The following is a 20,832-nucleotide window of genomic DNA, read 5'->3' as shown; positions in this document are numbered from 1 at the left end:
TGTTCTATCAACCCTCCGGCGATATCACGCTGGAGCTCCTCTATCGTCTCCTTCGCCTCCTTATGTTGCTCGGCGAACCTCGAAAGGCTATAGACCAGCCTCCATTTCCATCTGCCAAAACGGGTGAGTTCCTGCAGCCTTTCCATGCCGATCTCACCCTTGCTTCCCATCTCCCTCAACTTTGAGAGGTTTAAAAGATAGGCGTGGTAGACCTCCGATAGCCTCGTCAAAAACGATCTCGGAAGCGGCTTGCCTTTCTCCGGTGAGATCAACGACACGAGCCTATCCTTCCAACTGTGAATTGACCTCCAGGTATCCCAGTCGGCGGTGTGCGACAGGAAACAGAGCGCATCCTTCTCACACCCATCCGGGCGCACAAATTCCTTCGCCTCATCGTCAAGGGCGCTCCTCGCGTTTTCCGCGAGCTGATAGAGGGGGTATTTGGCATGTTCGACGGAGATGCCGCCTGAAAGGGTGATGTGGTCGCCCCCGATATATCCTCTGAACTCATCCCTGATCTTCATAGCCAGCTCCGGGAGGGCGTTCCATGAGCCGACGACGAACAGATCGTCCCCACCCGCGTAGATCAAATAGACTAGGCCTTGATCTGCGGATTCGTTTACCTCCCGACACAGCCTCGGCACATGTGCCTCGAAGAAGAGCCTGAGCCCTTCGCTCAACGCGCTCATTCGGGAGATCGTGGCATGTTCCCCAAGACCCTGTCTGAACACCTCTCCGAGGCTGTCCACATCCATCCTCAAAACTCCGAGCCACTCGGCTCCCCGCGACGCCTCGGCTATCTCACCGAATCGGGCGATTTCCTCCTCAAGCACGGGCGTCGCGTCCGCGAGCAGCTTGAAGTCGTAGCTCGTTGGGATTTTGAACCTCTCCTCAGAGATAAAGTCCGTCGTGTCGAACCGATAGATCGTGGCTGAGAGGGCGCCGTAAGCGGGTTTCGGCAGAGGGGCTCCTTTCCCCCGTATTTGTATGTCAACGCCGAACGCCCGAAGCGAATCCCTCCAGTCTGGGTCAACGATATCGGGCGGTATCTCCTCCTCGGGGATCTCGAACTCGACCATATATCCGGCGTTTCGAGTGATTGCGCCTAGCTCCTCAAACCCACGACATCTCTGGCATTTCATCACCATCTCGCCCTCTTCAGTCTCAGCCTCCTCCAATCGACCCTCGAACCTGCAGATCTGACAGATCATCTCCGTTCCCCCGGTTTCCTGAGGTTCAAACAGCTTGGAGAACGTTTCGTCGTCAAGATCGCGCCATCTCCTCAGCTTCTTACGTGAGACAGCCCTGGAGACCTCCCCCCATTTCTCGGCGAATCTCTCTTTGCAGAAATCGGCGGCCGTTACGGGGACATGGGCTACGTTCACCGAGAGATCGCCTCTGTGAATGCTCCACAGCTTCCTGGCGAGCTCCTCCTGAACCTGTGAAAGACTCTGCACCTCCGCCCAGGGGATGAGGAGATAGAAATGTCCACCCCCGACGAACAGCAGATTTGTGAGCGGGATCGAAAGCCTCCTCAGAATCCATCTGGCGATCACCTCACAGAGAAGCTGGAGGTAGAAGGACCTTCCTCGCAACCCCCTTGCCGCCCCCGCGCTCGTGATCAGATACAGGAAGCTCTGGGTGCCGGAGATGTCGCCTTTGACCAGGGCGGAAAGCGGTTCGTTGTAGATCTTCGATTCACTCTCGCTTAGAGTCTCCCCTCTCCAGATCCTCGTAAGTGCCGCGTTCAACGTTGAGATCTCCTCATCGGGCCATTCCTCAAGGCAGCAGGCTATCGCAGCGGTGGTCCTCAGATGATCGAACAGCGAGACATCGGGATAGGTGTCCCGACGCGTATCGGATGGGATAAAGCTGGTGTATTTTTTCAGGAGTGCGAACAACGTTCGCCAGTCGCCTTGGCGGAGATTTCGGACCTCCGAGCTGAACTCCGCCCAGAGTCCACGATAATCCTCCTCAGAAATATGGACCTGTGTTTGGGCGAAGATCGTTTCACGGTCGAATCGCAGCCGTCTCAGCCGGTGATAAAGTCGGTTTTCGATCCTCTCCTCATTGATCCGCAGGTTCGAGAAGATGGAGCAGAGCGGGGTGGTGGATTTTCCGATTCCCCCTTCATCCTCGGCCTCCATTCGCTCTTCGGAGGAGAGTCTGTCAGCCACGCTGAGCTTCATCTCGTCCACCCAAGTGGGGTTATGATGGTTCTGAACGAGGGAACGTACATGGTTAAGCGTCGGTTCGTCCGGGAACAGATGATTGAACGTGTCGACGAACAGGGCGCTGAACGACTCGTGAGAGTATCTCGCTGGATACCGCCCGGCATCTGCGTTGGCGACCGGATCGTTCGCCCGTTCCCAGAACTTGCCGATGTCGTGTAGCAGCGCACCTAACCATAAGATTTCGCCTTTTGTCATCTCATCACCTCATCGTCCTCCACTCTTGGAAATCATCCTCCGGATAATCCTTCCTCCAGACGCCTTGCTCGATAAGGCGCTCGTAGTTTTCGCCATGTCTGGCGATCTCACACACGTAAACCTCCCCATCCTTTTCGAAGTAGAAGATCCTCTCTGCCAGATGACCCCCGGGATATACAAATGTGTCGAAGTTACCTACCGAGCGTGTCCCTCCGATTCGTAGCTCGCGCACTTTCAGCTTTTTGAACAGCCTATCGAACCTCTCCTTAATATCCGGAGGATAGTCATTGTAACTTTTCATCGCCGATGTGGAGAGGAATAGAGGGATGCTCTCTGAGAATTGAACCTTTTCCCTATAGGCCTCATAGAACGCCTCGCCGGCCGGCGAGAGGAGAGTATACCCCTCCTCCTCAGAAAGCAGAAGTCTGATCTCAGGGGGTAACCTTTGCAGCCGTTCATCCACCTCGCGGGCCGGTCGTAGATCCTCATAAACCCACTCGAAGAACTCCTCGTAGTCAGCGATCAGTGAGAAGTCCCAGCCGATCGGGGCGGGAGGCAGCTCCACGATGTCGCTGAAGACCTCGTGGATGTAGTAGACGGGCAGATCGAAGAGCAGTCCAACCAATGTAGCATATGCGATCTCGGCCTTGAATCCCCCTGTGGCGTTGATGAGTAGGTGTCGTCCTCTGGATCTTTCCGATCGGATCACCCCTATCAGGGTTGCCACCAGCGAGCGAAGCCCTCGCATCTTGAACCGGCTCTCGGCATAGTTCAAATCCGGTATCTCCAATACCTCAACCTTATATCCGGAGTTGCGGTAATACCTTGCGAGCTCATCGGCGCACCATTCGCCCTCTTTCGTCTGAGAGTGAAGGAAGACGATTTTGTCACCATCCTCGAGGAGGCGCGACAGCGAGTTCGTCTCCGCGCTTGCCTTAACCGGATCGGTGTGACCGAGAAAATTCGCTGCCTGTTGAGTGGAGGGCAATCTCCCACGATCAATCCCCATCTCCCGCCTGATGTTCCCCAGCAGTGATGTGCCGACGGTGGTCAATATGCTCCGCATCTTCCACCTCCAGTTTTTATGTCCGGATTTTATCATCAATCGCCGGTAGACTCAATGGGAATGCCTTCCCTTTTTTATGGGAATACCTTCCCGATTTATCCGGCCACGGGATCACACGGAGAAGTCATAGTACGGGGTGAGCTCGACGATCAGAGTGGTGCGATCAACTTTGGCTTTGTCTCAGGACGGGAACGCGGATGAGCCTCACCTCATCGTCAGGCTCAGGATGCATCCGCCTCTCAGCGATCAATTTTCCCTCTGAGATCAGATGCCAGAGCCTGTCGTTCTCATTGAAGAGGAGCTGTGCGCCGCAAGTATGGATAACAACCGCTTTCTCCGGGGAAATCCCTTCCTTCAGCAGTAGATCCAGCGCTATAGTCACGACCTGTGGTTCCGTGCCCAATGTGGCGATGAAAACGACTTCATTTTTCAGCATCACCCATCTCCGGTGATCAATACCCCCTGAATCGCTTCAATTTTAACGCCTCTTTTACGACGATCTATAGATATCACCTCTTGTTCCTATCTTTAGCACTTTGACGATATGGGCCTCATAATCGATAGAGTAGATGATTCTGTAGCTTCCGATCCTTCTTCTATACGTGTTCCTTCGCCCTTTTATCGGCTTCACATCCCCCACGAAAGGATTCTCTTGGAATTCCTCTAAAGCGTTCAGAAGCATCCTACGTCGCTTTTCCTCTACGCGGGAAAGGTAATGAACTGCCTTCTTGGATACTCTGACTTCCCACGTCATTTTAAGTCTCGAAGTAATAGATATTCGCCTCGATCCATCTCTTCTTCAATTCGGTCTAATTCGGAAATGATTTCATCTGAGAGTTCCTCCTCACCCATCTGTTCTCGCAGGTAATGCTCTACCGCTTGCCAAACGAAGGCTGAAAACGATATCCCCCTTCCTTTCGCATAATATCTAGCAAGCTGTTCCACTTCAGCGAAAGAGGGGGGAATGCTTAAAACTGCCCTTCTACGTTTCATCTCGATTCCCCCTTATTTTATTCCTCGGATATGATACCTAATCTCATGGAGAAGGTCAATTTATGATATGATCTCATATTTTCCAAACCCCCTTTCAACGTGTTTTCCGATCTGTATCCATTCACCAACGGTAAGCAGCGGGATAAGCTGCTCAACGTTTCGAAGCATCAGCTCATCCTCGCTTTCCCCTGGAAACCTCTTAACCCTTTGGGTTAAATCCAGAAGCGTATCGAGGCTAAAATCCGGTTGTTTCCCTTTCACCTCCATCAGCGCCCCAAGACGATTTAATATGCCATCGATCAACATCGGGATCTGGATATACATCGGCGGAACTGATATCTCCATTCGTCCTTCAAGTATGGGAGGGGATATGAACCTGAGTCTTACCTCCTCTGTGTGAGGTTTAAGCGTGAGAAGCTCGGATATGTCCACGATGAACATCTCATTCCGCAAGACGCCATCGTAGATGAGGGTTTCCTCTGAGGCTTTCCTGGCGAATACCCTCTTCAGATACAGCTTCCTCTCTGCCATTTCGCCCATCATAACTAAAAGCATGGGCAGGAGGTAAACGGCCTCCTCAATGAGAGTTACTGGGATGGTTAGACTTTCACCCTTGGAAAATCGTCTTCTCTCGGGAGGTGCGAATGCGAAGAGAGAGGCATATTCGGATCTGCCGGTTGAAAACCTCAGAGCTGGTTCGAAGAGAAGCGTATGGGGGCAACCGGATAGGATGACGCAATCACGACAGGGGGTTTTCGGCGCTATACAGTTGAGCCTATAGGATGAGCCGCGAATCCATCTATAGATCTGAGATCGAGGCCGGTTTATAAGATCCAGTTCCTCCAGAACCTCATACTCGAATCGAAAGGAAGCTATCTTCATCGTATATCCACCACCGACTTGCCGAGCGGTATTTTCTCTTTGATGATTTCCATGTCATTCGGTCCTTAATTATACTTGCATCCCATGGCAGATAACAATGCCTTCTCAAACCGTAATGGGGTGGCGGGTTGTGGACGCCCGAGGGTAAGCCTCATTTACGAGGTAGATAGGGGAGAATCCACCCCCGCTCCCCATCCGTTAAGATCGTCAGGGCGCCGCTTTCATCGGTCCTTGAAATCTCTATCCCCATTCTTTCATACCCACTGATTACGTCTCGTGACGGCAGGTGAAAGGGATTTGCGCCTACTGAGATCACCCCTTTGAGGGGAGCAACACGCCTGAGGAAGGTCGGATTGAAACCTCTACGGCTTCCATGTCTCGGCACCTCGATCACCTGCGCCCTCAGCTTCGCTCCCTCTTTCATGAGCTGCATCTGATCCTCAACCTCTAAGCTCCCCGCGAAGAGAAAGGCGATCTGATCACAGCATAACCTGAGTGCGAGCCTTCTTCCTGTGGGCAGGTTCCAGATCGTCACCCGACATTCGTTGCCGAGCTCCACCTGATTCTGTCCACCTCCATCGGGCGAGATCAGCCGATCGATCTTGAACCTCTCCTTTATGTGTCTCAGACCGCCGATCAAGGTCGATTTTTCACCCGTCACAACGACCAAGTTTAGTCTCCTTATCCCTCTATGCCTGAGGAACGGCTCGATGACAACTCGTCCCGAGTCGGATCCTCCCCTTCGGGGGCCGACGTTGATCAGCGCCGTTTTGCCCTCGGCCGTCCTGACGAAAGCCGCTGATCCGTAGCCGACGTCCAGGAAGGTCACCTCGGTCACCCTTCCCGGCCACGTCAGGGCGAAATGCCAGACTGAGATGGTCAGGATCGAAGCTGCCATGAGGATCCACCTCCCGATATTTCGCCGCGCATTCCCGAAATTAACTGCGGCCATGACCAGGAACACATAGAGGAGAATCTGCCAGAGGCGGGGTTTCGAGATGAAGAGGGTCGCGTGCGTCAGCGAGGAAGCCCATCCGGTGAGCTTCTCAAGGGCGCTCAACATCAGCCAATCGACGGCCGCGAAGGGATAGGCCAGCGGAAGCCATATGGACGCCAGCGTCAGAGCTATGAGCGTCAGTCCGACGACAGCCCATAACAGCCAGACGGCGGCGATGTTCGGGATCAGTCCCCATGGGTGGACCTGGTGGAAGTGGTATGCGGTTATGGGAATGCTGCCGATCTGAGCGGATAGGGCGACGGTGAGAGGGAGGAAAATCAACCTATGTAGATACGTGATCGGCCTTTTCCGACGCCAATCCTCTCTGATCCTCATCCAGAGTTTCTCCCATCTGGGCATCAGATAGAGGATGGAAGCGGTGACGACAAATGTAAGCTGAAAGCCTACATCCCAGAGCACCTGCGGTCTGAGGATCAGCATTCCCATCGCCGCTACCGCCAGGAGGTTCATCAGGTTTACATCCCTGTCTATCATATATCCTATCAACACCAGGCCAACGATTATGGAGGTTCTCACGACAGAAGGCCTCAGACCGACGATAAGGGCATATGCGCCGATAAGCAGGATCGTCAGCGCCGAGGCGATCTTACGTGGGAGCCGGATCAGCCTTAAAAGCAAGAGACAGATGGAGGAGAGCATGCCGACATGAAGCCCAGATACGGCGAGGAGATGTGAAAGCCCGCTGCGCCTGAAGCTCTCCTCCATGTCATCCGGCATAACCTCCCTATCCCCCAGGATCATCCCGGCGATTAGGAGACCCTGTCGTCTTGGAAGGAGCTTGAAGAGGAGCGACTCCAGTCTTCTGCGAACCCTCTCAGCCGAGCGGCGAAGGCTGAATCCACGCGATGGAAGCCTCTCGATCCTCTCCGCCCGCAGCTCGGCGTGAATCCCCTGTGCGGCGAGATACCTCCGCCAATTGAAGGAGCCCGGATTGCGCGACGGCTGAGGAAGCCTTAGCGTTCCGATCGCTGCGATCCGATCCCCACGCCTTAAAACGACCTTATCCCTGCACCTTATGATCAAACGCGCCTTTGGCCCGTTACGGATACGCCCGGCGGAGTAAATGCGCATGCCGTAAGGACGCACATCGGAACGTATAACCTCGCCCTCAAAGCGCACTCTTTTCCCGAAAAGCGGTGTGATCCGCGGCGATGTGAGGGATATGGCGCCGATCGACATCCCAGCGAGGAGAAAAAGCGAGAGCAGAAAGGGATCGGCCATCCTCCTTCGCCCCATCATATAAAGGGAAAATCCGAGGGATAGGCAAAAGGCCCCTGTAAGAAGGCTTAAAATCGGCGGCGGGGATAGTTTCACCCCAAACAGTATGCCAAAACCCAACGGTATAAGCGCTTTGGCCGCGGGAGGCATCGGTTCATCTCACGAAGGGATAAAACCCGAACACCGGCTCTTCCTCAACCATGATGGGTTTGCTGATCTTGGTTCTGACATCCACCAGCCATATCTGACCGTTCGTCTCATATATGATCCCCGTTCCGTCCGGCAGCCATATGGGATGTTCCCCCCCGTATTTGGTCAGCTGTTCCTCCTCGGGGGGTTTATTTCGATAGAAGGTTATGACCCAAATCTGCCTGTGGCCGTCCGTCTCTCGTGAGAAGGCGAGCCTATCCGGATCGGTAGGGCACCACGACGGCTCGGCATCGTCCGCCGGCGAGAGGACAAGCGGATCGATCTGGTTATCGACGATATCGTAGCAGTAGATATCCCTCTGGAGTTCACCATCAGAGCCCTTTTTCTTCGTCCCTGGGGGAGAAGGGTTCGATTCGGCAGCTCCGGCCATGGCGAAGGCGACGAGCTCGCTGTTCAGATTCCAACACGGATCGGAGATTATCTTTGCGCTGGTCGGCACCTGGATCTCATCGCCCGTCTTTATGAACCTTATAAACAGCTTTCTCTGATCGCCGATCCTTTTTATGTAGGCTATGAAATCCCCGTCGGGCGAGATGACGGGCTGTTCCGCCATCTCACTGCGTTTCAATATGATTCTGCCCTCGACGTTATCGGCGCTTGAGAGCCTGATATGTCCGTCCAGATCGATATAGACGAGAAGCGATCCGTCGGTGGTGCTTGTGGGATCGCTGCCGAAGCCGAGGGCCTGTCTGATGCCATTTGACGATAGCCCCCAGACGATGTCGTCAGAGGAGTAGTAGAGGACGTTGAACGGCAGGTGTATGTTGTTCGTCTTTTTCTTCAGCTTATCCAGATTTTTAGGTGTGAACTTTTCGCTCTCCTTGAGAACCCAACCCAAACCTGACTGCTCGAACTTGAAGGCGATCCCCTCCCTCCAGTAATACCACTCCTCGATCTGCTTACCCATCTCGGCGTATGAGAAAACATCATCGGGCGGGCCGTATTTGGCCTTGATGTTCATCCGGTTGGCGTCGTCTATGACGGCCATGTCTCCCGTATCATCCGTGAAGGCACCTCTGATGTATATGTTGATATAGGGCGTGTATCTTTTCTCGAAGACCGAGACGGGCACGGGCTTGCCGCTTATCGGGTTCATCGTCCCATAGATTCCGAACCCATCTCCGCCATCCGCCTTCCCGTCGGAATCGGAATCTATGACCGCCATGATGTAGTAGGTCCCCCGCGGCAGATCCACAGAATAGCTTCCGTCCTCGTTGAGCTGAACCGGTATGACGGCCGGATTTTGAAAGTCGGGCTTCTCAGATACGAGGATAAGCGCGGAGCTAGGTTTCCTACCGTCCCATATCACCCTTCCGGTTATCCCGCTCTGGAGGGATACCTCCTCGTTTCCTTCGATCTTCGGGTTGAGGGAGACGATCTGGCCCCCTTTGGTGAACACCCCTGTTATTCTGATCATCACGTCGGGATTAAGCCCCTGTTTGAGGTGAAGGGTGCGGGGTTGTTTCTGGGTTATATCATCGCTTCCGTAGGCTCCTATCCCATCGCCTGCGCTGTATTTTCCGTCTCCGTCAACGTCCACCTCAGCCAGGAGATAATAATCACCTGGAGGGAGCATTATGGTGAAGGAGCCGTCCGGGGCTGTGCCCACCGCCTCAACGGCCTTTGTGAAGGTGGGATCGCGGTAGAACTGGACGACGCATCTCTCCAAGCTATGCCCGTCCCAGATTACCCTCCCCTTGACCTTTGCCGATTTGGCCTCCAGTATGGTCTTCCGAACCTCCTCCCCGATCGCTGCAATTCCTCCGCCCTCAAGCCTCTTACCTACTATTTTGATCTGTATGGAGGTGAACCTTCTGGGTTCGACCAAAACCGGTCTGGGAGAGACATCCTTTGATTTAAGATCATCGATGCCATATATCCCGAACATGTCCCCGGCGTCGAAGAGGTTGCTGCCGTTTAAATCCAGGACCGCCAGTATGTAGTACTTGCCGGGCGAGAGGTTCATCTTGAAGCTGCCGTCGGGATCGACCTTCGTCTGAGCAACTCTGTTTTTCCATGAGAGATCGGTATATGCGAAGACCAATCCGTTTTTAAGCTCTCCCTTCTCCAGGATCACCTTACCGGATACGCCCGTTGAAATCCGCTCCAGCTCCTCCTGGAGGGTTGGCCTCGCCTCATATTCCTGGACGGGGACGACCTGCAGCTTGCCGTCAACGAGGGCTAAGACCGCCGTTATGTATATATCGATGTCGGTTACGATATCGCCCTCCTTGACTTCCACCACCTTTTTGTCCTGTTTCGGATCGCTCCAATCGGTTATCCCGTACATGCCTATCCCGTCCCCTTCATCCATCTTCCCATCCTTATCCACATCCACGAAGGCGGCGACATAATACCTGCCCGGCTCAAGCACCAGTTGATAATCGCCCTTTTTGTTCAGAAGAAAGCCGGTGCTGTAGAGGTCCTTGAGGGATGAGTCCTTATACACCTGAACCGTCACCTGCGAAAGATCATGGCCTTTCCATATCACCTTGCCTGTGATCGCGCCCGTTTTGGCGGACTGGACTTTTCCCTGATCTTCCGCCTGGGAAATCGGGATAAGCCCCGCAATCAAGATGAACAGGGGGATCAGGATCGAAATTCGTCTCATATCAGGATCTCCTCCGGAGCTTCTTTTCCGTTTGAACGTTAAACGTTTAACGTGCTAACGTTAAATGAGACGAGGGTTTCCGTTAGGTGGTTGAATCCATCTTACTTTACCTTTCTGGCGACGAAGTTTATCCTGTCGGAATCGCGCCCCCACCGTCTGAAGGTGAAGGCGTCAAATGCGTTCAGCATCTTGAACCCGGCTTTTTCCAGCTCCTCCTTTACCTCGTTCACCTCGAAGATCTTCTGCACGTGTAGTTCGTCATATCTTCTGTATGTATCTCCATCTTTGATGAAGAAGGTCAGCACTGTCCTGCAGATCTTATCCCTGAAGGAATAAACGTTCTTCCAGATATAGGAGAAGTCATCCTCCGTTTCGGCGAAGGTCTGAAGGTGAAAATGGAGGACTATGTTCCTTTCGGTGGTGACGTCGAATATGTACAGGCCGCCGGTTTTGAGAACCGAGGCCGCGCTGAGGAAAGCCCTCCTCAGATCATCACGCGAGAGCATATAGTTGATGCTGTCGTAGAGGCATATAGCGGCGTCAAACGTCCTTTTGAAGGGGAGAGATCGCATATCGCTCTGCGCCAATCCGATTTTGACCCCCATGCTTTTTGCTTTTTCCCTCGCCACCAGCATCATCTCCAGCGCCTTGTCCACTCCGAACATCTCATAGCCGGATCTGGCGAGTCTCACCGTCACCTGTCCCGTGCCGCAGGCTATATCGAGCACCCGTTTCGGGATAGGTCCGTAGTATTCGAACAGATCTTTGACGTATCTCGCCCATCTGTCATAATCGACGTTCTCCATCATTCTATCGTATGCATATGCGAATCTGGTGTAAGGGGGTGCGAAGCTCACTTTTTCTCCTCCGGCCCCATCGCAGCGTTTATCATCTCAAGGAGGGTGTTGATCTCCTCCGCCGTCCAGCCATCCTCATCGGAGCGGGCTTTTTGGGCGTATGTGGCTGCGGCACGGGCTTTCCCGAAATTCACCTTTCCCCTCGGTATAGCCCGCTTCATCCGGGCGAAGGTCTCCCTGACCCTCTCCTTGTCCACACCTTTTGGCGCCTCGGTCAGGATCTCCTTCTCTATGAGATCGACCGCCATAGCGACGAACCTGTTGATAAAGGCGAGCATCTGTATGTAAAGCACGATCATCACAACCAACCCCACAAGCAGGAAGCCCGTTGCCACGGGCCAAAACCTGGATCTACTTACGTCCCTCGCCATATCTCACCGCCATCTTCGCTTTTATCGTCTGTATGATGATATCTCCTGGTTCCGGATCTGTCAAGCCTCAAAAACAGCATCGCCCTGCAGATGAGACCGCCGTGTCTTCTCACGGGATAAGCCCCTTTCACCTCCCTCCCGAGCTCCTCCAATCTTTTCACCACCTCTGCCGCCATGCTTTGGGAGATCAACATCACGATGGGCCCCTCCTCTTTGCACACGCGGCATATCTCCTCCATCGCCTCGATAACCGCTTCCCTCTGTTCCCGCCTATAGGGAGGTTCCGTAACCACGGCGTCAAAGGTTTTCGATTTAAAGGGAAGCCTTCTGGCATCGGCTATCAGGCATCCTCCCCCTGAGGTCTCTTCCAGCCCCAGTCTCAAGGAGATATCCACCTCTGAGGCGACGACCTTCAATCTTCGCCTTCTGGCCTCCAGAACTATCCCTCCGAACCCGGCGAACGGATCAAGGACGAGCTCATCCCCCTTCAATCTGGCCAGATTTAGCAGGAACCTGGAGTCCAGCGGCGAAAGTCCCCTGTGATGCTTATGTCCCTTGGCTAGAATCACCCTCCCGTTCACCTCCACCTTGAACGGCCTTCTATCGGGCGAGAGCTTCAATCTCCCCTCATCGTCTTGGAGATATATCTCCTGTTGAAATCTCTTACGGTCTCCTATCCTCACCCATCCGACGCGCCATCTCCCTTTAGATTGGGAGAGGAGCTCTTCACCCATGTAAGGCTCCTCATGCACGGAGAGGATCGCCTCGATATATCCGGCCAACTCGGCCCTGCGTTTCACCTCATCCGGCGGCAGGTTTATCGTGACGAGCAGCCTGTGTTTGGTCCAGTACTCCTCCGCGATATCCAGTATGTTCTCCTCGAAGAGGGAGATCAACTCCGCTTTAGCGGTCTCATAGGGTATGCCACATCCTCCGCGGCTTCTTCGGAGGAAGATCAGATATCTATTACCCCCGCTCATATCCCTTGGTATTTCCCTGCGATCAACCCTCTCCATTTTCCAAATCGCTCTTATTTCCCTTGAGTAGGGGCGAAAGATTTTTCGCCCGTACTATCTATGGCCAATTGTCCGTCGTCCACAGCTCAACCGTCATTTGTAGTCATTAAGTCATTCGGCTTCGCCGTCATTAATGACTACAAATGACGATAAATGACGACAAATGACAATAAATGACCTATAAGCGGGACAGCCGAGAAGCGGACGGTGGCTTAAAAAATCTCTGCTACGCTCAGCGATAATATGAGCGTTCCAAATAAATTGTATGCCGGATCGGGGCACACGTCAATCTCTGTTGAATTTCTCAACGAATTGAGAATTCCAACGCCTCCCTGTGGGCGAAAAGCCGCGTGATCATTGAGTTTCTCGTTGGTATCCCCCTTGCGCTATCTGTGGGTGCCTACGGAAAAGACCGAGCGGCGCGGCCCACAGGGGGCTCGCTAGAGCTTGGTTGCCTCCGTAGCGACAAAGGCAAACCACCCGCAAGGGTGGGGCGCAAAGCGACAGGCCCCACTGGGGCGGCTGCGCTGCCGAAAACGGAGGGCAACCATGAGACTGAAAGGTTTTATAACGACAACGTTGATGATAGCGATAGCTTCAGCCGCACTGGCTGATAATCTCGATGATATCATAGAGGCCAACGCCAACCATTACGACAACTACGCTCCTCAGTACCTGCCGAATGAGATAATCGTCAGGTTCAAAGCCGGTATCCCTCAGGAGGAGATCGAAAGGTTCAACGCCCAGAACGGCGTTGTTGAATTACTCAACACCCCCTACTTCACCAGGCTTCGTCTCCCTGATGGCGCTTCAGTCCAGGAGTTCGTGAGGAAATATGAGGAAAGCGGACTTGTCGAATACGCCGAGCCGAACTTCGTCGCTAAGGCCTACTTTGTGCCAAGCGACAGGTATTATAGATATCAGTGGAACCTTAACGACCCTGATAACGGCATAGACGTCGAGCGGGCCTGGGAGATCTCGACCGGTGAAGGTGTGATCGTAGCCGTTCTGGATACCGGAGTCGCCTATGAGGACTATGGCGATTACAGGCTTGCCCCCGATCTGGCCCGGACCAGGTTTGTTCCCGGCTACGATTTCGTGAACGACGATCCTCATCCGAACGACGACAACGGCCACGGCACCCATGTGGCCGGCACCATCGCCCAGAGCACCGATAACGGTGAGGGTACCGCAGGTGTGGCCTTCAACGCTGCGATCATGCCGGTTAAAGTTCTCGATAAGAACGGTTACGGTAACTATGCGGATATCGCCCGAGGGATCTATTACGCGGCCGATCACGGCGCCAAAGTGATAAACTTCTCCCTCGGTGGCAGCTATCCGAGCAAGACGCTCGAAAACGCCGTCGCCTACGCCTTCAACAGAGGAGCGGTGATAGTGGCCGCCGTGGGAAACGATCATCTCAGCGGAAACCCGACCAGCTATCCGGCCGCTTACGATCAGTACGTCATAGCGGTCGGCGCGACGAGATTCGATGGGAGGAGAGCACCTTACTCCAACACCTCCGAACATATAGATTTGGCCGCCCCGGGCGGTGATCTGACGATTGACCAGAACAAGGACGGGTTCAAGGACGGCATCCTCCAACAGACCTTCTCCGTTAACCCGAAGAGGTTCAGCTACTGGTTCTTCCAAGGCACCTCAATGGCCGCCCCTCATATCTCCGGCGTGGCGGCGCTGGTGATAGCGACCGGTGTGGATGATCCCATCAAAGTCCGTGAAGCGCTTGAGATGACCGCCAGGGATAGAGGCAAAAGCGGGTGGGATGAGGAATACGGATATGGAATAGTCGATGCTTATGCTGCTGTGACCTACTTCAACCGAAACGCCGTTAGCGCCTATAAGATCACCATTTCCGATCTGATCTTCCCCGACAGCTCCTTCAAAGGTGAACCGGTCGAAGTGGAGATGAAAATCTCCAACGGGGAGAATAAACAGATACCGGTTATCATCAGGGTTAAAGATAAAACCCTCAACAGACAGCTGGCTTTGAAGGTGGTCATACTTAAGCCTCAAAGCGACCAGAAGATAAAGCTTCAACTGAAAACCGACAAGCTCACCGGCGGCGAACATGCCATCATCGTGGAAATAAGCCCCGCTACTGACCCATATAACCCCGTGGATATACGTGGAGCGAGGTTAAATCTCATCGACCCGTTGAAGGAAAAGCCCGAGGATAAACCGGATCTGCCCCAGGATATCTTCGTGGCAGATATAGACCTGAACTTTGGATTTGACGCCGATGCTTGGGAAGCTAAAGCCGTCGTGAGGATCCTAAGCGAAACCGGCGATCCGGTGCCTAACGTGACCGTCTACGGTCAATGGAACGGAGATCTGCAGAAAGAAGCGACAGGGGTGACCGATGCCGACGGAAAGGCGATCTTCAAATCAGGGCCAATAGGGAAAATCATCAAAGGCGTTAGCTTCACCGTCAAGAACGTCGTCAAATCCGGATATAGGTATAATCCGGCGATGAATCTGAAAGGCCCTGCTACTCAGGTGGAGCCTGATAGATTAAAGCTGGAAGGGAACGGCAGGATACTTCTCTACCCGAATTATCCGAGCCCGGCCAATCCGGAGACCTGGATACCGTTTGAGCTGGGCAGATCCGGCAGGGTGATTATCACGATATACGACCTTAACGGCAGACTAGTCAGGAAGCTTGATCTCGGCTACAAGGATGCCGGCAGCTATGTCGACAAAGCCAAAGCGGCTCACTGGGACGGCAGGAACGAGTTCGGCGAGCCGGTCGCAAGCGGCGTCTATTACTATGCCGTGCAGGTCGGCTCGCAAAGAGCAGTAAGGCACCTGGTCGTGATGAGATAAACCAGGTGGTTGCCCTCCGGACGGGAGATGGGATCGCAGAGCGATTTCCCATCTCCCGCTTTTTATATCCCCTAGAGGATCCACCATGCATAAGGCCTCGCCTCATCGGGGAGGAGGTTATCGGGGAAAGGCAATGCCAGTGCTCTGGCCATCTGGGGGGTTTCCTTAAGCTCTCCGGCGAAGGCCTCGTCACGCATTTGATTTCTGTAATCCGGCTCCTGGAACGAATATCTGAAATTAGTGTGTACGTCATATCTTCCTTCCAGCAGCGCCACGACGTCCTCCACGAAGACGATCTCCTCATCGGTGGGAATGACGAAGACCTTCACCTTGGAGTCATCGGCGGAGATGGTGAACTCGGCGTTTCTTGATTTGGCCAGCTCGTTTCTCTCGGGATCTATCTTTATCCCCAGCTCCTCCAAACCCTCCATCGTTCTTCCCCTCATCTCAGGCGACATCTCGCCGACACCGGCCGTCCAGACGACGGCATCCACATGTCCCAGGGCTGCATAATACGCCCCTATGTATTTCCGCAGCCTGTAACATTCGATCTCAAAGGCGAGGGTCGCCCTCTCATCTCCCTCCTTCATCGCCTTCTGCACGTCGCGCCGATCCGTATATCTCCCCGTTACGCCCAGAATGCCGCTTTTCCTGTTGAGGATATCGTTCATCTCCTTAGGCGAGAGGTTCTCCTTCTCCATGATGAACAGATCTATAGCGGCGTCATGATCCCCCGCCCTGGTACCCATCACCAGTCCCTCAAGGGGTGTGAATCCCATGCTGGTGTCAAACGAGAGTCCGTTTTTGACAGCATTGGCGCTGACTCCATTTCCTACGTGCAGCGAGATCACGTTCACGTCGAACGGATCTCTCCCCAACAACACCGCCGCACGCTTGGCCACATATAGGAGCGAGGTCCCGTGGAATCCATATCTTCTCACCCTGTACCTATCATACCATTCATACGGCAGGGCATAGATATACTGTGGCGGGCTGATCGTCTGATGCCAGGCGGTATCCATCACGGCCATATGTGGGACGTCGGGCAGTATCTTCATCGCCGCCTCTATCCCCAGGACATTGGGTGGGTTATGGAGTGGGGCCAGATCAAATAGCTCCCTGAACGTCTCGAGGACCTTCTCATCGATGATCACCGATTTTGCAAACCTCTCGCCGCCGTGAACCACCCTATGTCCCACCGCATCTATCTCCTCCGCCCTTCCTATAACGCCGTATCTCTCATATCCGCGATACCCCCCCAGAAGCAGTTTCAGGATCAGCTCTATGGCGATGCTGTGATCGGGACACTCATGTTCCACGGTGATCCTGTCCTCGCCGTATTTCTCATGGACGCAGAACGAACCTCCCACCGTGACCCTCTCCACGATCCCCTTCGCCAGGATCCATCTCTTCTGCCAGTCATAGAGCATATATTTGACCGAAGAGCTTCCACAGTTAAGCGTGAGTATCTTCATGGAAAACCTCCCCGTTGGATTTAGCCTGGGATATTTATGATACCCTTTCCGCCCCGATTTTTAAAGTATGACGCCCCTACCCTACCAGTAGATACAGATGTTCACAGGTGAGGGCCAGATGGGTTTGTGGTTCGCTCATATTATTGTTAAGTGTAGCAGAGATCTGAGAGGTCAGAAATGCTTATTTCTCTGGGAGAAAAGGAACGAGGAGAGAAAAATCCTCGTTCCTGGTTCCTTTCTCCTCGTTCCTTCTCATGGATAACCGCTGTACTCAAAGGGAATTTGAGCGTTGTGGTTTTAAGGGGGGAATTACCCGTCGATATATCCCAGATCGCGCAGCCTCTTCCTGATCTTCTCCTCCTCATCCTCATCAAATACGGGTGCATCGGATTCATCCTCATATAAGAGCTCCTGTAGGACGAACTCGATGTACTCATCGACGGTGGAAAATCCATACTCCTCCAATCTCTTTTCTATGGCCTCATAAAGCTCGGCCGATATCTCCACCTTTCTCTTGTCTGACATCCCTACCTCCATCGGAATAAGGTCATTCGCTCATATTTCACCTTGAGTGTAGTATGCTGCCAATCAACGTTCTATCCCCTTCGCGATCAGAGGTTAAAGTCGAGGGACAAGAGTCTAGAGTCCAGAGTCTTTTTTGCCTCTCGACTCTCGACCATCTTAACCTCAACCTAAACCTTAACCTGTTAATTAACAACGGACATTATCAGATCATGCACCTCTAATATATCTATCTCCCTTTCCTTCCCTTTTCCTCCCGTCATCAACCACATCCCATATTGGGCGTGATTGGCGTCGTCAGGTCCCGTGTCGTTCTCATGATGATGGATCTTGCCGGAGCCGACCGTTCCGAGGGAACGCCATTTGAGTCCTCCGAAGTAAACTATCAGGTCGGGAGGGATATTCCTGACGGTCCTGTAGATCTCCTGAGGCTTATAGACGACGGTTCCTAACGGGGTGCCGAACTCATCGGTTATCCCCTCGATGGCCGATTTTATCTCATCCCTAACTTTCTCATACTCCTCCTGGGGCACGATCCCCTCCGGCTCTCTCCCCTTGACGTTTAGGAAGACCCTACCGTAATATCCCCCTTCCCCCCAGGCGATCGTTTTGGACCAGTCCACCATTCCCTTTCGTATGAGATCGCCCATTCTGATCGGCTCCTTCGGATATTCCTTCAGCGTCAGATACCCGTTACGGATGAACCACTCGTTTATGCTGATTCCACCGCTCATTCTCTGCACGCCGTGATCTGAGATGATAATCACCCTCGTTTCATCTGGAATCAGATTGAGTATCTCACCTATCTTCCTATCGAGATATGCCGTGTATTCCCTGATAACATCTCTGTAAGGGCTATTCGGATCATGTTTCGGATGGCCGGAGTCGTGATAAGCCCAGAACCCGTGATAGATCCTGTCCAACCCCATCTCAACCATCATGAAGAAATCCCACTTCCTCCCTGTGATCAGGCGTTTGGCGACCTCGAACCGTTTATCGGTCATGCTATAGATATCCCTTATGACCCTGTCCTTATCATCCGTCCGGAAATCCGGCACGTCGAGCATATACCCTCCCACCCACGATCTGATCTCTTCCTTCAGCCCTTTCGGATATGTGTAATCCGATTCGGTATCGGGCGCTAGAAAGCCGGAGATCAAACATCCTCTTATCGGCTTAGGAGGATAGGTGAGAGGGATCCCCAACAATATGGAGGTGAGCCCCTTCATTCCGAGCCTGTCCCAGACCTTCGGATATTTCACCATTCTGGAGTTGGCAAAGGAGAGTGAATCATAGGAGTAGTCCTTGCGATTCCTGAACCCGTATATCCCTAGCTCGCCCGGGTCCTTACCAGTCATCATACACATCCACGCCGGAACGGTTATGGGCGGGATAATGGATTTCATCCTGCCGTAAGTTGATTCCCTTATCAGCGATCTGATGTTGGGAAGATCATCTATCATCTCCTGAAAGATGAGCTTCGGATCGGCACAATCCAGCCCGATTACAACCAGCTTTCCCATTTTTCATCCCTCGCTTTCCTTCATCGCCTTCATCAGGATCTCGGCGACCTCGGGTCTTGTGAACTCAGGCGGCGGATAGATCCCTCTGCGGAGCATCTCCCTTACCTTTGTGCCGCTTAAGAAGATATGATCCGTCGAGGGATGCGGACAGGTCTTGCCGGTGGCCATCCCACCGCATCTCCTGCAATAGAAGGCGTGCTCGAATTTAAGCGGCACGATACCTATTTCATTCGGATCGAACTGATCGAATATCTCCTGAGCCTCGTAGGGGGAGTAGTAGTTTCCCACTCCGGCATGATCTCTCCCGATGATGATATGTGTGCAGCCGTAATTCTTACGACAGATAGCGTGGAAGATCGCCTCCCGCGGCCCGGCGTATCTCATGTTGACGGGGAAGACCGCCATCACATATCTGTCCTTCGGATAATAAAGCTCAAGCACCGTCTCATAGCATCTCATCCTCACCTCAGCGGGTATGTCGTCCGATTTAGTTTCGCCGACAAGCGGGTTGAGGAACAACCCATCGACGATCTCAAGGGCGACCTTCTGCAGATACTCGTGCGCCCGATGGATCGGATTTCTGGTCTGGAAGGCGACAACTGTCCTCCATCCTTTCGATTTGAATATCCTGCGCGTATCGATCGGATCGAGGCGATATCGATTGAACCTTGCGTGCTCGATCCGCCTCAAAAGCCAGATCTCCCCTCCGATCGCCATCTCAGGTTGTCTATAGACCCTCGCCACCCCCGGATGAGCGTCATCCGTAGTCTTATAGACTGCATAGGCCTCGCGTCTCTTGTCCCTCTCAAATATATCCTGGACATGTATTACGGCATACTCCGCTCCCTCTTCATCGGTTATCAACGCATACTCGCTTCGCCCGACACGGGGTATCGCATCCTTTTCGATGGGCAACAGGATGGGAATCGACCAGACCGTTCCGTCCGAAAGGCGCATCTCGTCTAAGACGCTCTCATAATCCTCCCTGCACATGAATCCCGTAAGCGGGCTGAAAAGTCCGGTAGCGATGTTTTCGATCTCCTGGAGATCGAAATATGAGACGGAGATCTTGGGAAGCCGGTCGGCCCGGGCGAGCCATTCCTCCCTCTCCTGATCGGAGAGCATCCTGTTTACCAGCTTTCCGCCGTGAGGTTCTATCATATCACATGCCCCCTGGTAGTAATCCCCTTTCATCGAGATATCTCATTATCACCTGGACACACTCCTCCACGGACATCCTATCTGTCTCAAGTGTTATCTCGGGATTTTCAGGCTCCTCGTAGGGATCGTCTATGCCCGTGAAGTTCTTGATCTCCCCGGCCAGGGCCCTCTTATAGAGGCCCTTCGGATCTCGCTGTATCAGGATGTCGAGCGGGCATTTGAGATAGACCTCAATGAACCTTCCGTCCTTGTGCCTTGCGCGGGCCTCCTGACGGGCCTGCCGGTAGGGCGAGATGAAGGCACAGAGGGTTGCCACGCCGTTCCTGCTCAGGAGCGAGGCGACGAAGCTCACCCTCCTGATGTTCTCGTTCCTGTCCTCCTTCGAGAACCCCAAATCCCTGGTGAGATCCCGCCTGACTACATCCCCATCCAGCCTCTGAACGAATGGGATCCCACGTTCCCTTAGCGCCCTTTCAAGCGCCATCGAGAGCGTGGTCTTACCCGATCCACTCATGCCGGTGAACCAAACCGTGAAACCTTTCCAACGGCTGCTGCCCGATGACATCATCTCCTCCAGCTTGCAATTGTATCCCAATTAGGTTATAATTGTATTATAACAATACTACAAGGATATGT

At 53.4% G+C, this 20,832-nt stretch carries 17 protein-coding genes and 1 riboswitch; of the genes, 1 reads left to right on the top strand and 16 read right to left on the bottom strand.

The genetic code is table 11. The annotated features are described in order from the left end of the window. The 11 genes from cas10 to J7M22_11750 form a co-directional block, all read right to left on the bottom strand. Positions 1-2,429, bottom strand: a 2,429-nt coding sequence (cas10, locus tag J7M22_11800) for a type III-A CRISPR-associated protein Cas10/Csm1 (GenBank protein MCD6507289.1), incomplete at its 3' end; no start/stop codon positions are given. Between the two features lie 4 nt (positions 2,430-2,433). Then, positions 2,434-3,495: a putative CRISPR-associated protein gene (locus J7M22_11795; protein ID MCD6507288.1), complete on the bottom strand. Its 1,062-nt coding sequence runs from the start codon at positions 3,493-3,495 to the stop codon at positions 2,434-2,436. A 163-nt stretch (positions 3,496-3,658) separates the two neighbouring features. Continuing rightward, positions 3,659-3,931, bottom strand: coding sequence for a hypothetical protein (locus J7M22_11790; GenBank protein MCD6507287.1), 273 nt, complete (start codon positions 3,929-3,931; stop codon positions 3,659-3,661). 54 nt (positions 3,932-3,985) lie between these two features. Beyond that, the gene (locus J7M22_11785) at positions 3,986-4,177 is read right to left on the bottom strand and encodes a type II toxin-antitoxin system RelE/ParE family toxin (GenBank protein ID MCD6507286.1); all 192 of its coding nucleotides are present in this window, start codon (positions 4,175-4,177) and stop codon (positions 3,986-3,988) included. A gap of 68 nt (positions 4,178-4,245) precedes the next feature. Then, positions 4,246-4,488, bottom strand: a complete 243-nt coding sequence (locus J7M22_11780) for a hypothetical protein (GenBank protein ID MCD6507285.1) — start codon at positions 4,486-4,488, stop codon at positions 4,246-4,248. A gap of 60 nt (positions 4,489-4,548) precedes the next feature. Beyond that, positions 4,549-5,370 (bottom strand): hypothetical protein, encoded by an 822-nt coding sequence (locus tag J7M22_11775; GenBank protein MCD6507284.1) that lies wholly within the window; start codon positions 5,368-5,370, stop codon positions 4,549-4,551. Between the two features lie 151 nt (positions 5,371-5,521). After that, positions 5,522-7,756, bottom strand: a complete 2,235-nt coding sequence (locus J7M22_11770) for a ComEC/Rec2 family competence protein (protein MCD6507283.1) — start codon at positions 7,754-7,756, stop codon at positions 5,522-5,524. A 4-nt stretch (positions 7,757-7,760) separates the two neighbouring features. Beyond that, positions 7,761-10,427 (bottom strand): hypothetical protein, encoded by a 2,667-nt coding sequence (locus tag J7M22_11765; GenBank protein ID MCD6507282.1) that lies wholly within the window; start codon positions 10,425-10,427, stop codon positions 7,761-7,763. Positions 10,428-10,528: 101 nt separating this feature from the next. Next, positions 10,529-11,284 (bottom strand): class I SAM-dependent methyltransferase, encoded by a 756-nt coding sequence (locus tag J7M22_11760; protein MCD6507281.1) that lies wholly within the window; start codon positions 11,282-11,284, stop codon positions 10,529-10,531. Further along, a complete protein-coding gene (locus J7M22_11755; protein MCD6507280.1) occupies positions 11,281-11,655 on the bottom strand; it encodes a hypothetical protein in 375 nt (124 codons plus the stop codon). Before J7M22_11755 ends, J7M22_11760 begins: the two co-directional genes overlap by 4 nt. After that, positions 11,640-12,671, bottom strand: a complete 1,032-nt coding sequence (locus J7M22_11750; GenBank protein ID MCD6507279.1) for a hypothetical protein — start codon at positions 12,669-12,671, stop codon at positions 11,640-11,642. Before J7M22_11750 ends, J7M22_11755 begins: the two co-directional genes overlap by 16 nt. A gap of 460 nt (positions 12,672-13,131) precedes the next feature. Then, a riboswitch (cyclic di-GMP riboswitch) is annotated at positions 13,132-13,206 on the top strand. A 14-nt stretch (positions 13,207-13,220) separates the two neighbouring features. Here J7M22_11750 and J7M22_11745 point away from each other — a divergent pair. Continuing rightward, a complete protein-coding gene (locus tag J7M22_11745; GenBank protein ID MCD6507278.1) occupies positions 13,221-15,515 on the top strand; it encodes a S8 family serine peptidase in 2,295 nt (764 codons plus the stop codon). A 71-nt stretch (positions 15,516-15,586) separates the two neighbouring features. Here the strand turns inward: J7M22_11745 and J7M22_11740 are convergent, their stop codons facing one another. The 5 genes from J7M22_11740 to cysC form a co-directional block, all read right to left on the bottom strand. Then, positions 15,587-16,990, bottom strand: coding sequence for an acetate kinase (locus tag J7M22_11740; protein ID MCD6507277.1), 1,404 nt, complete (start codon positions 16,988-16,990; stop codon positions 15,587-15,589). A 309-nt stretch (positions 16,991-17,299) separates the two neighbouring features. Next, a complete protein-coding gene (locus J7M22_11735) occupies positions 17,300-17,515 on the bottom strand; it encodes a CopG family transcriptional regulator (protein MCD6507276.1) in 216 nt (71 codons plus the stop codon). 182 nt (positions 17,516-17,697) lie between these two features. Next, entirely contained in the window at positions 17,698-19,035 is a 1,338-nt protein-coding gene (locus J7M22_11730; protein ID MCD6507275.1) for an alkaline phosphatase family protein, read from the bottom strand. Positions 19,036-19,038: 3 nt separating this feature from the next. Beyond that, positions 19,039-20,196 carry a sulfate adenylyltransferase gene (sat, locus tag J7M22_11725; protein MCD6507274.1) on the bottom strand — a complete coding sequence of 386 codons (1,158 nt, stop codon included), beginning with the start codon at positions 20,194-20,196 and terminating at the stop codon, positions 19,039-19,041. A gap of 1 nt (position 20,197) precedes the next feature. Next, the gene (gene cysC / locus J7M22_11720) at positions 20,198-20,761 is read right to left on the bottom strand and encodes an adenylyl-sulfate kinase (GenBank protein MCD6507273.1); all 564 of its coding nucleotides are present in this window, start codon (positions 20,759-20,761) and stop codon (positions 20,198-20,200) included. Between the last annotated feature and the right edge of the window lie 71 nt (positions 20,762-20,832).

The organism is Candidatus Poribacteria bacterium (genome assembly GCA_021162805.1).
GTDB lineage: Bacteria > Poribacteria > WGA-4E > B28-G17 > B28-G17 > JAGGXZ01.
This window is presented reverse-complemented; position numbering and strand designations above follow the sequence as displayed.

Coding starts and splice junctions, on each gene's coding strand:
- J7M22_11730 (MCD6507275.1), bottom strand. CDS start 19,035: ATGGGAAAGCTGGTTGTAATCGGGCTGGATTGTGCCGATCCGAAGCTC.
- J7M22_11735 (MCD6507276.1), bottom strand. CDS start 17,515: ATGTCAGACAAGAGAAAGGTGGAGATATCGGCCGAGCTTTATGAGGCC.
- J7M22_11745 (MCD6507278.1), top strand. CDS start 13,221: ATGAGACTGAAAGGTTTTATAACGACAACGTTGATGATAGCGATAGCT.
- J7M22_11740 (MCD6507277.1), bottom strand. CDS start 16,990: ATGAAGATACTCACGCTTAACTGTGGAAGCTCTTCGGTCAAATATATG.
- J7M22_11750 (MCD6507279.1), bottom strand. CDS start 12,671: ATGGAGAGGGTTGATCGCAGGGAAATACCAAGGGATATGAGCGGGGGT.
- J7M22_11775 (MCD6507284.1), bottom strand. CDS start 5,370: ATGAAGATAGCTTCCTTTCGATTCGAGTATGAGGTTCTGGAGGAACTG.
- J7M22_11755 (MCD6507280.1), bottom strand. CDS start 11,655: ATGGCGAGGGACGTAAGTAGATCCAGGTTTTGGCCCGTGGCAACGGGC.
- J7M22_11795 (MCD6507288.1), bottom strand. CDS start 3,495: ATGCGGAGCATATTGACCACCGTCGGCACATCACTGCTGGGGAACATC.
- sat (MCD6507274.1), bottom strand. CDS start 20,196: ATGATAGAACCTCACGGCGGAAAGCTGGTAAACAGGATGCTCTCCGAT.
- cysC (MCD6507273.1), bottom strand. CDS start 20,761: ATGTCATCGGGCAGCAGCCGTTGGAAAGGTTTCACGGTTTGGTTCACC.
- J7M22_11780 (MCD6507285.1), bottom strand. CDS start 4,488: ATGAAACGTAGAAGGGCAGTTTTAAGCATTCCCCCCTCTTTCGCTGAA.
- J7M22_11785 (MCD6507286.1), bottom strand. CDS start 4,177: ATGCTTCTGAACGCTTTAGAGGAATTCCAAGAGAATCCTTTCGTGGGG.
- J7M22_11770 (MCD6507283.1), bottom strand. CDS start 7,756: ATGCCTCCCGCGGCCAAAGCGCTTATACCGTTGGGTTTTGGCATACTG.
- J7M22_11765 (MCD6507282.1), bottom strand. CDS start 10,427: ATGAGACGAATTTCGATCCTGATCCCCCTGTTCATCTTGATTGCGGGG.
- J7M22_11790 (MCD6507287.1), bottom strand. CDS start 3,931: ATGCTGAAAAATGAAGTCGTTTTCATCGCCACATTGGGCACGGAACCA.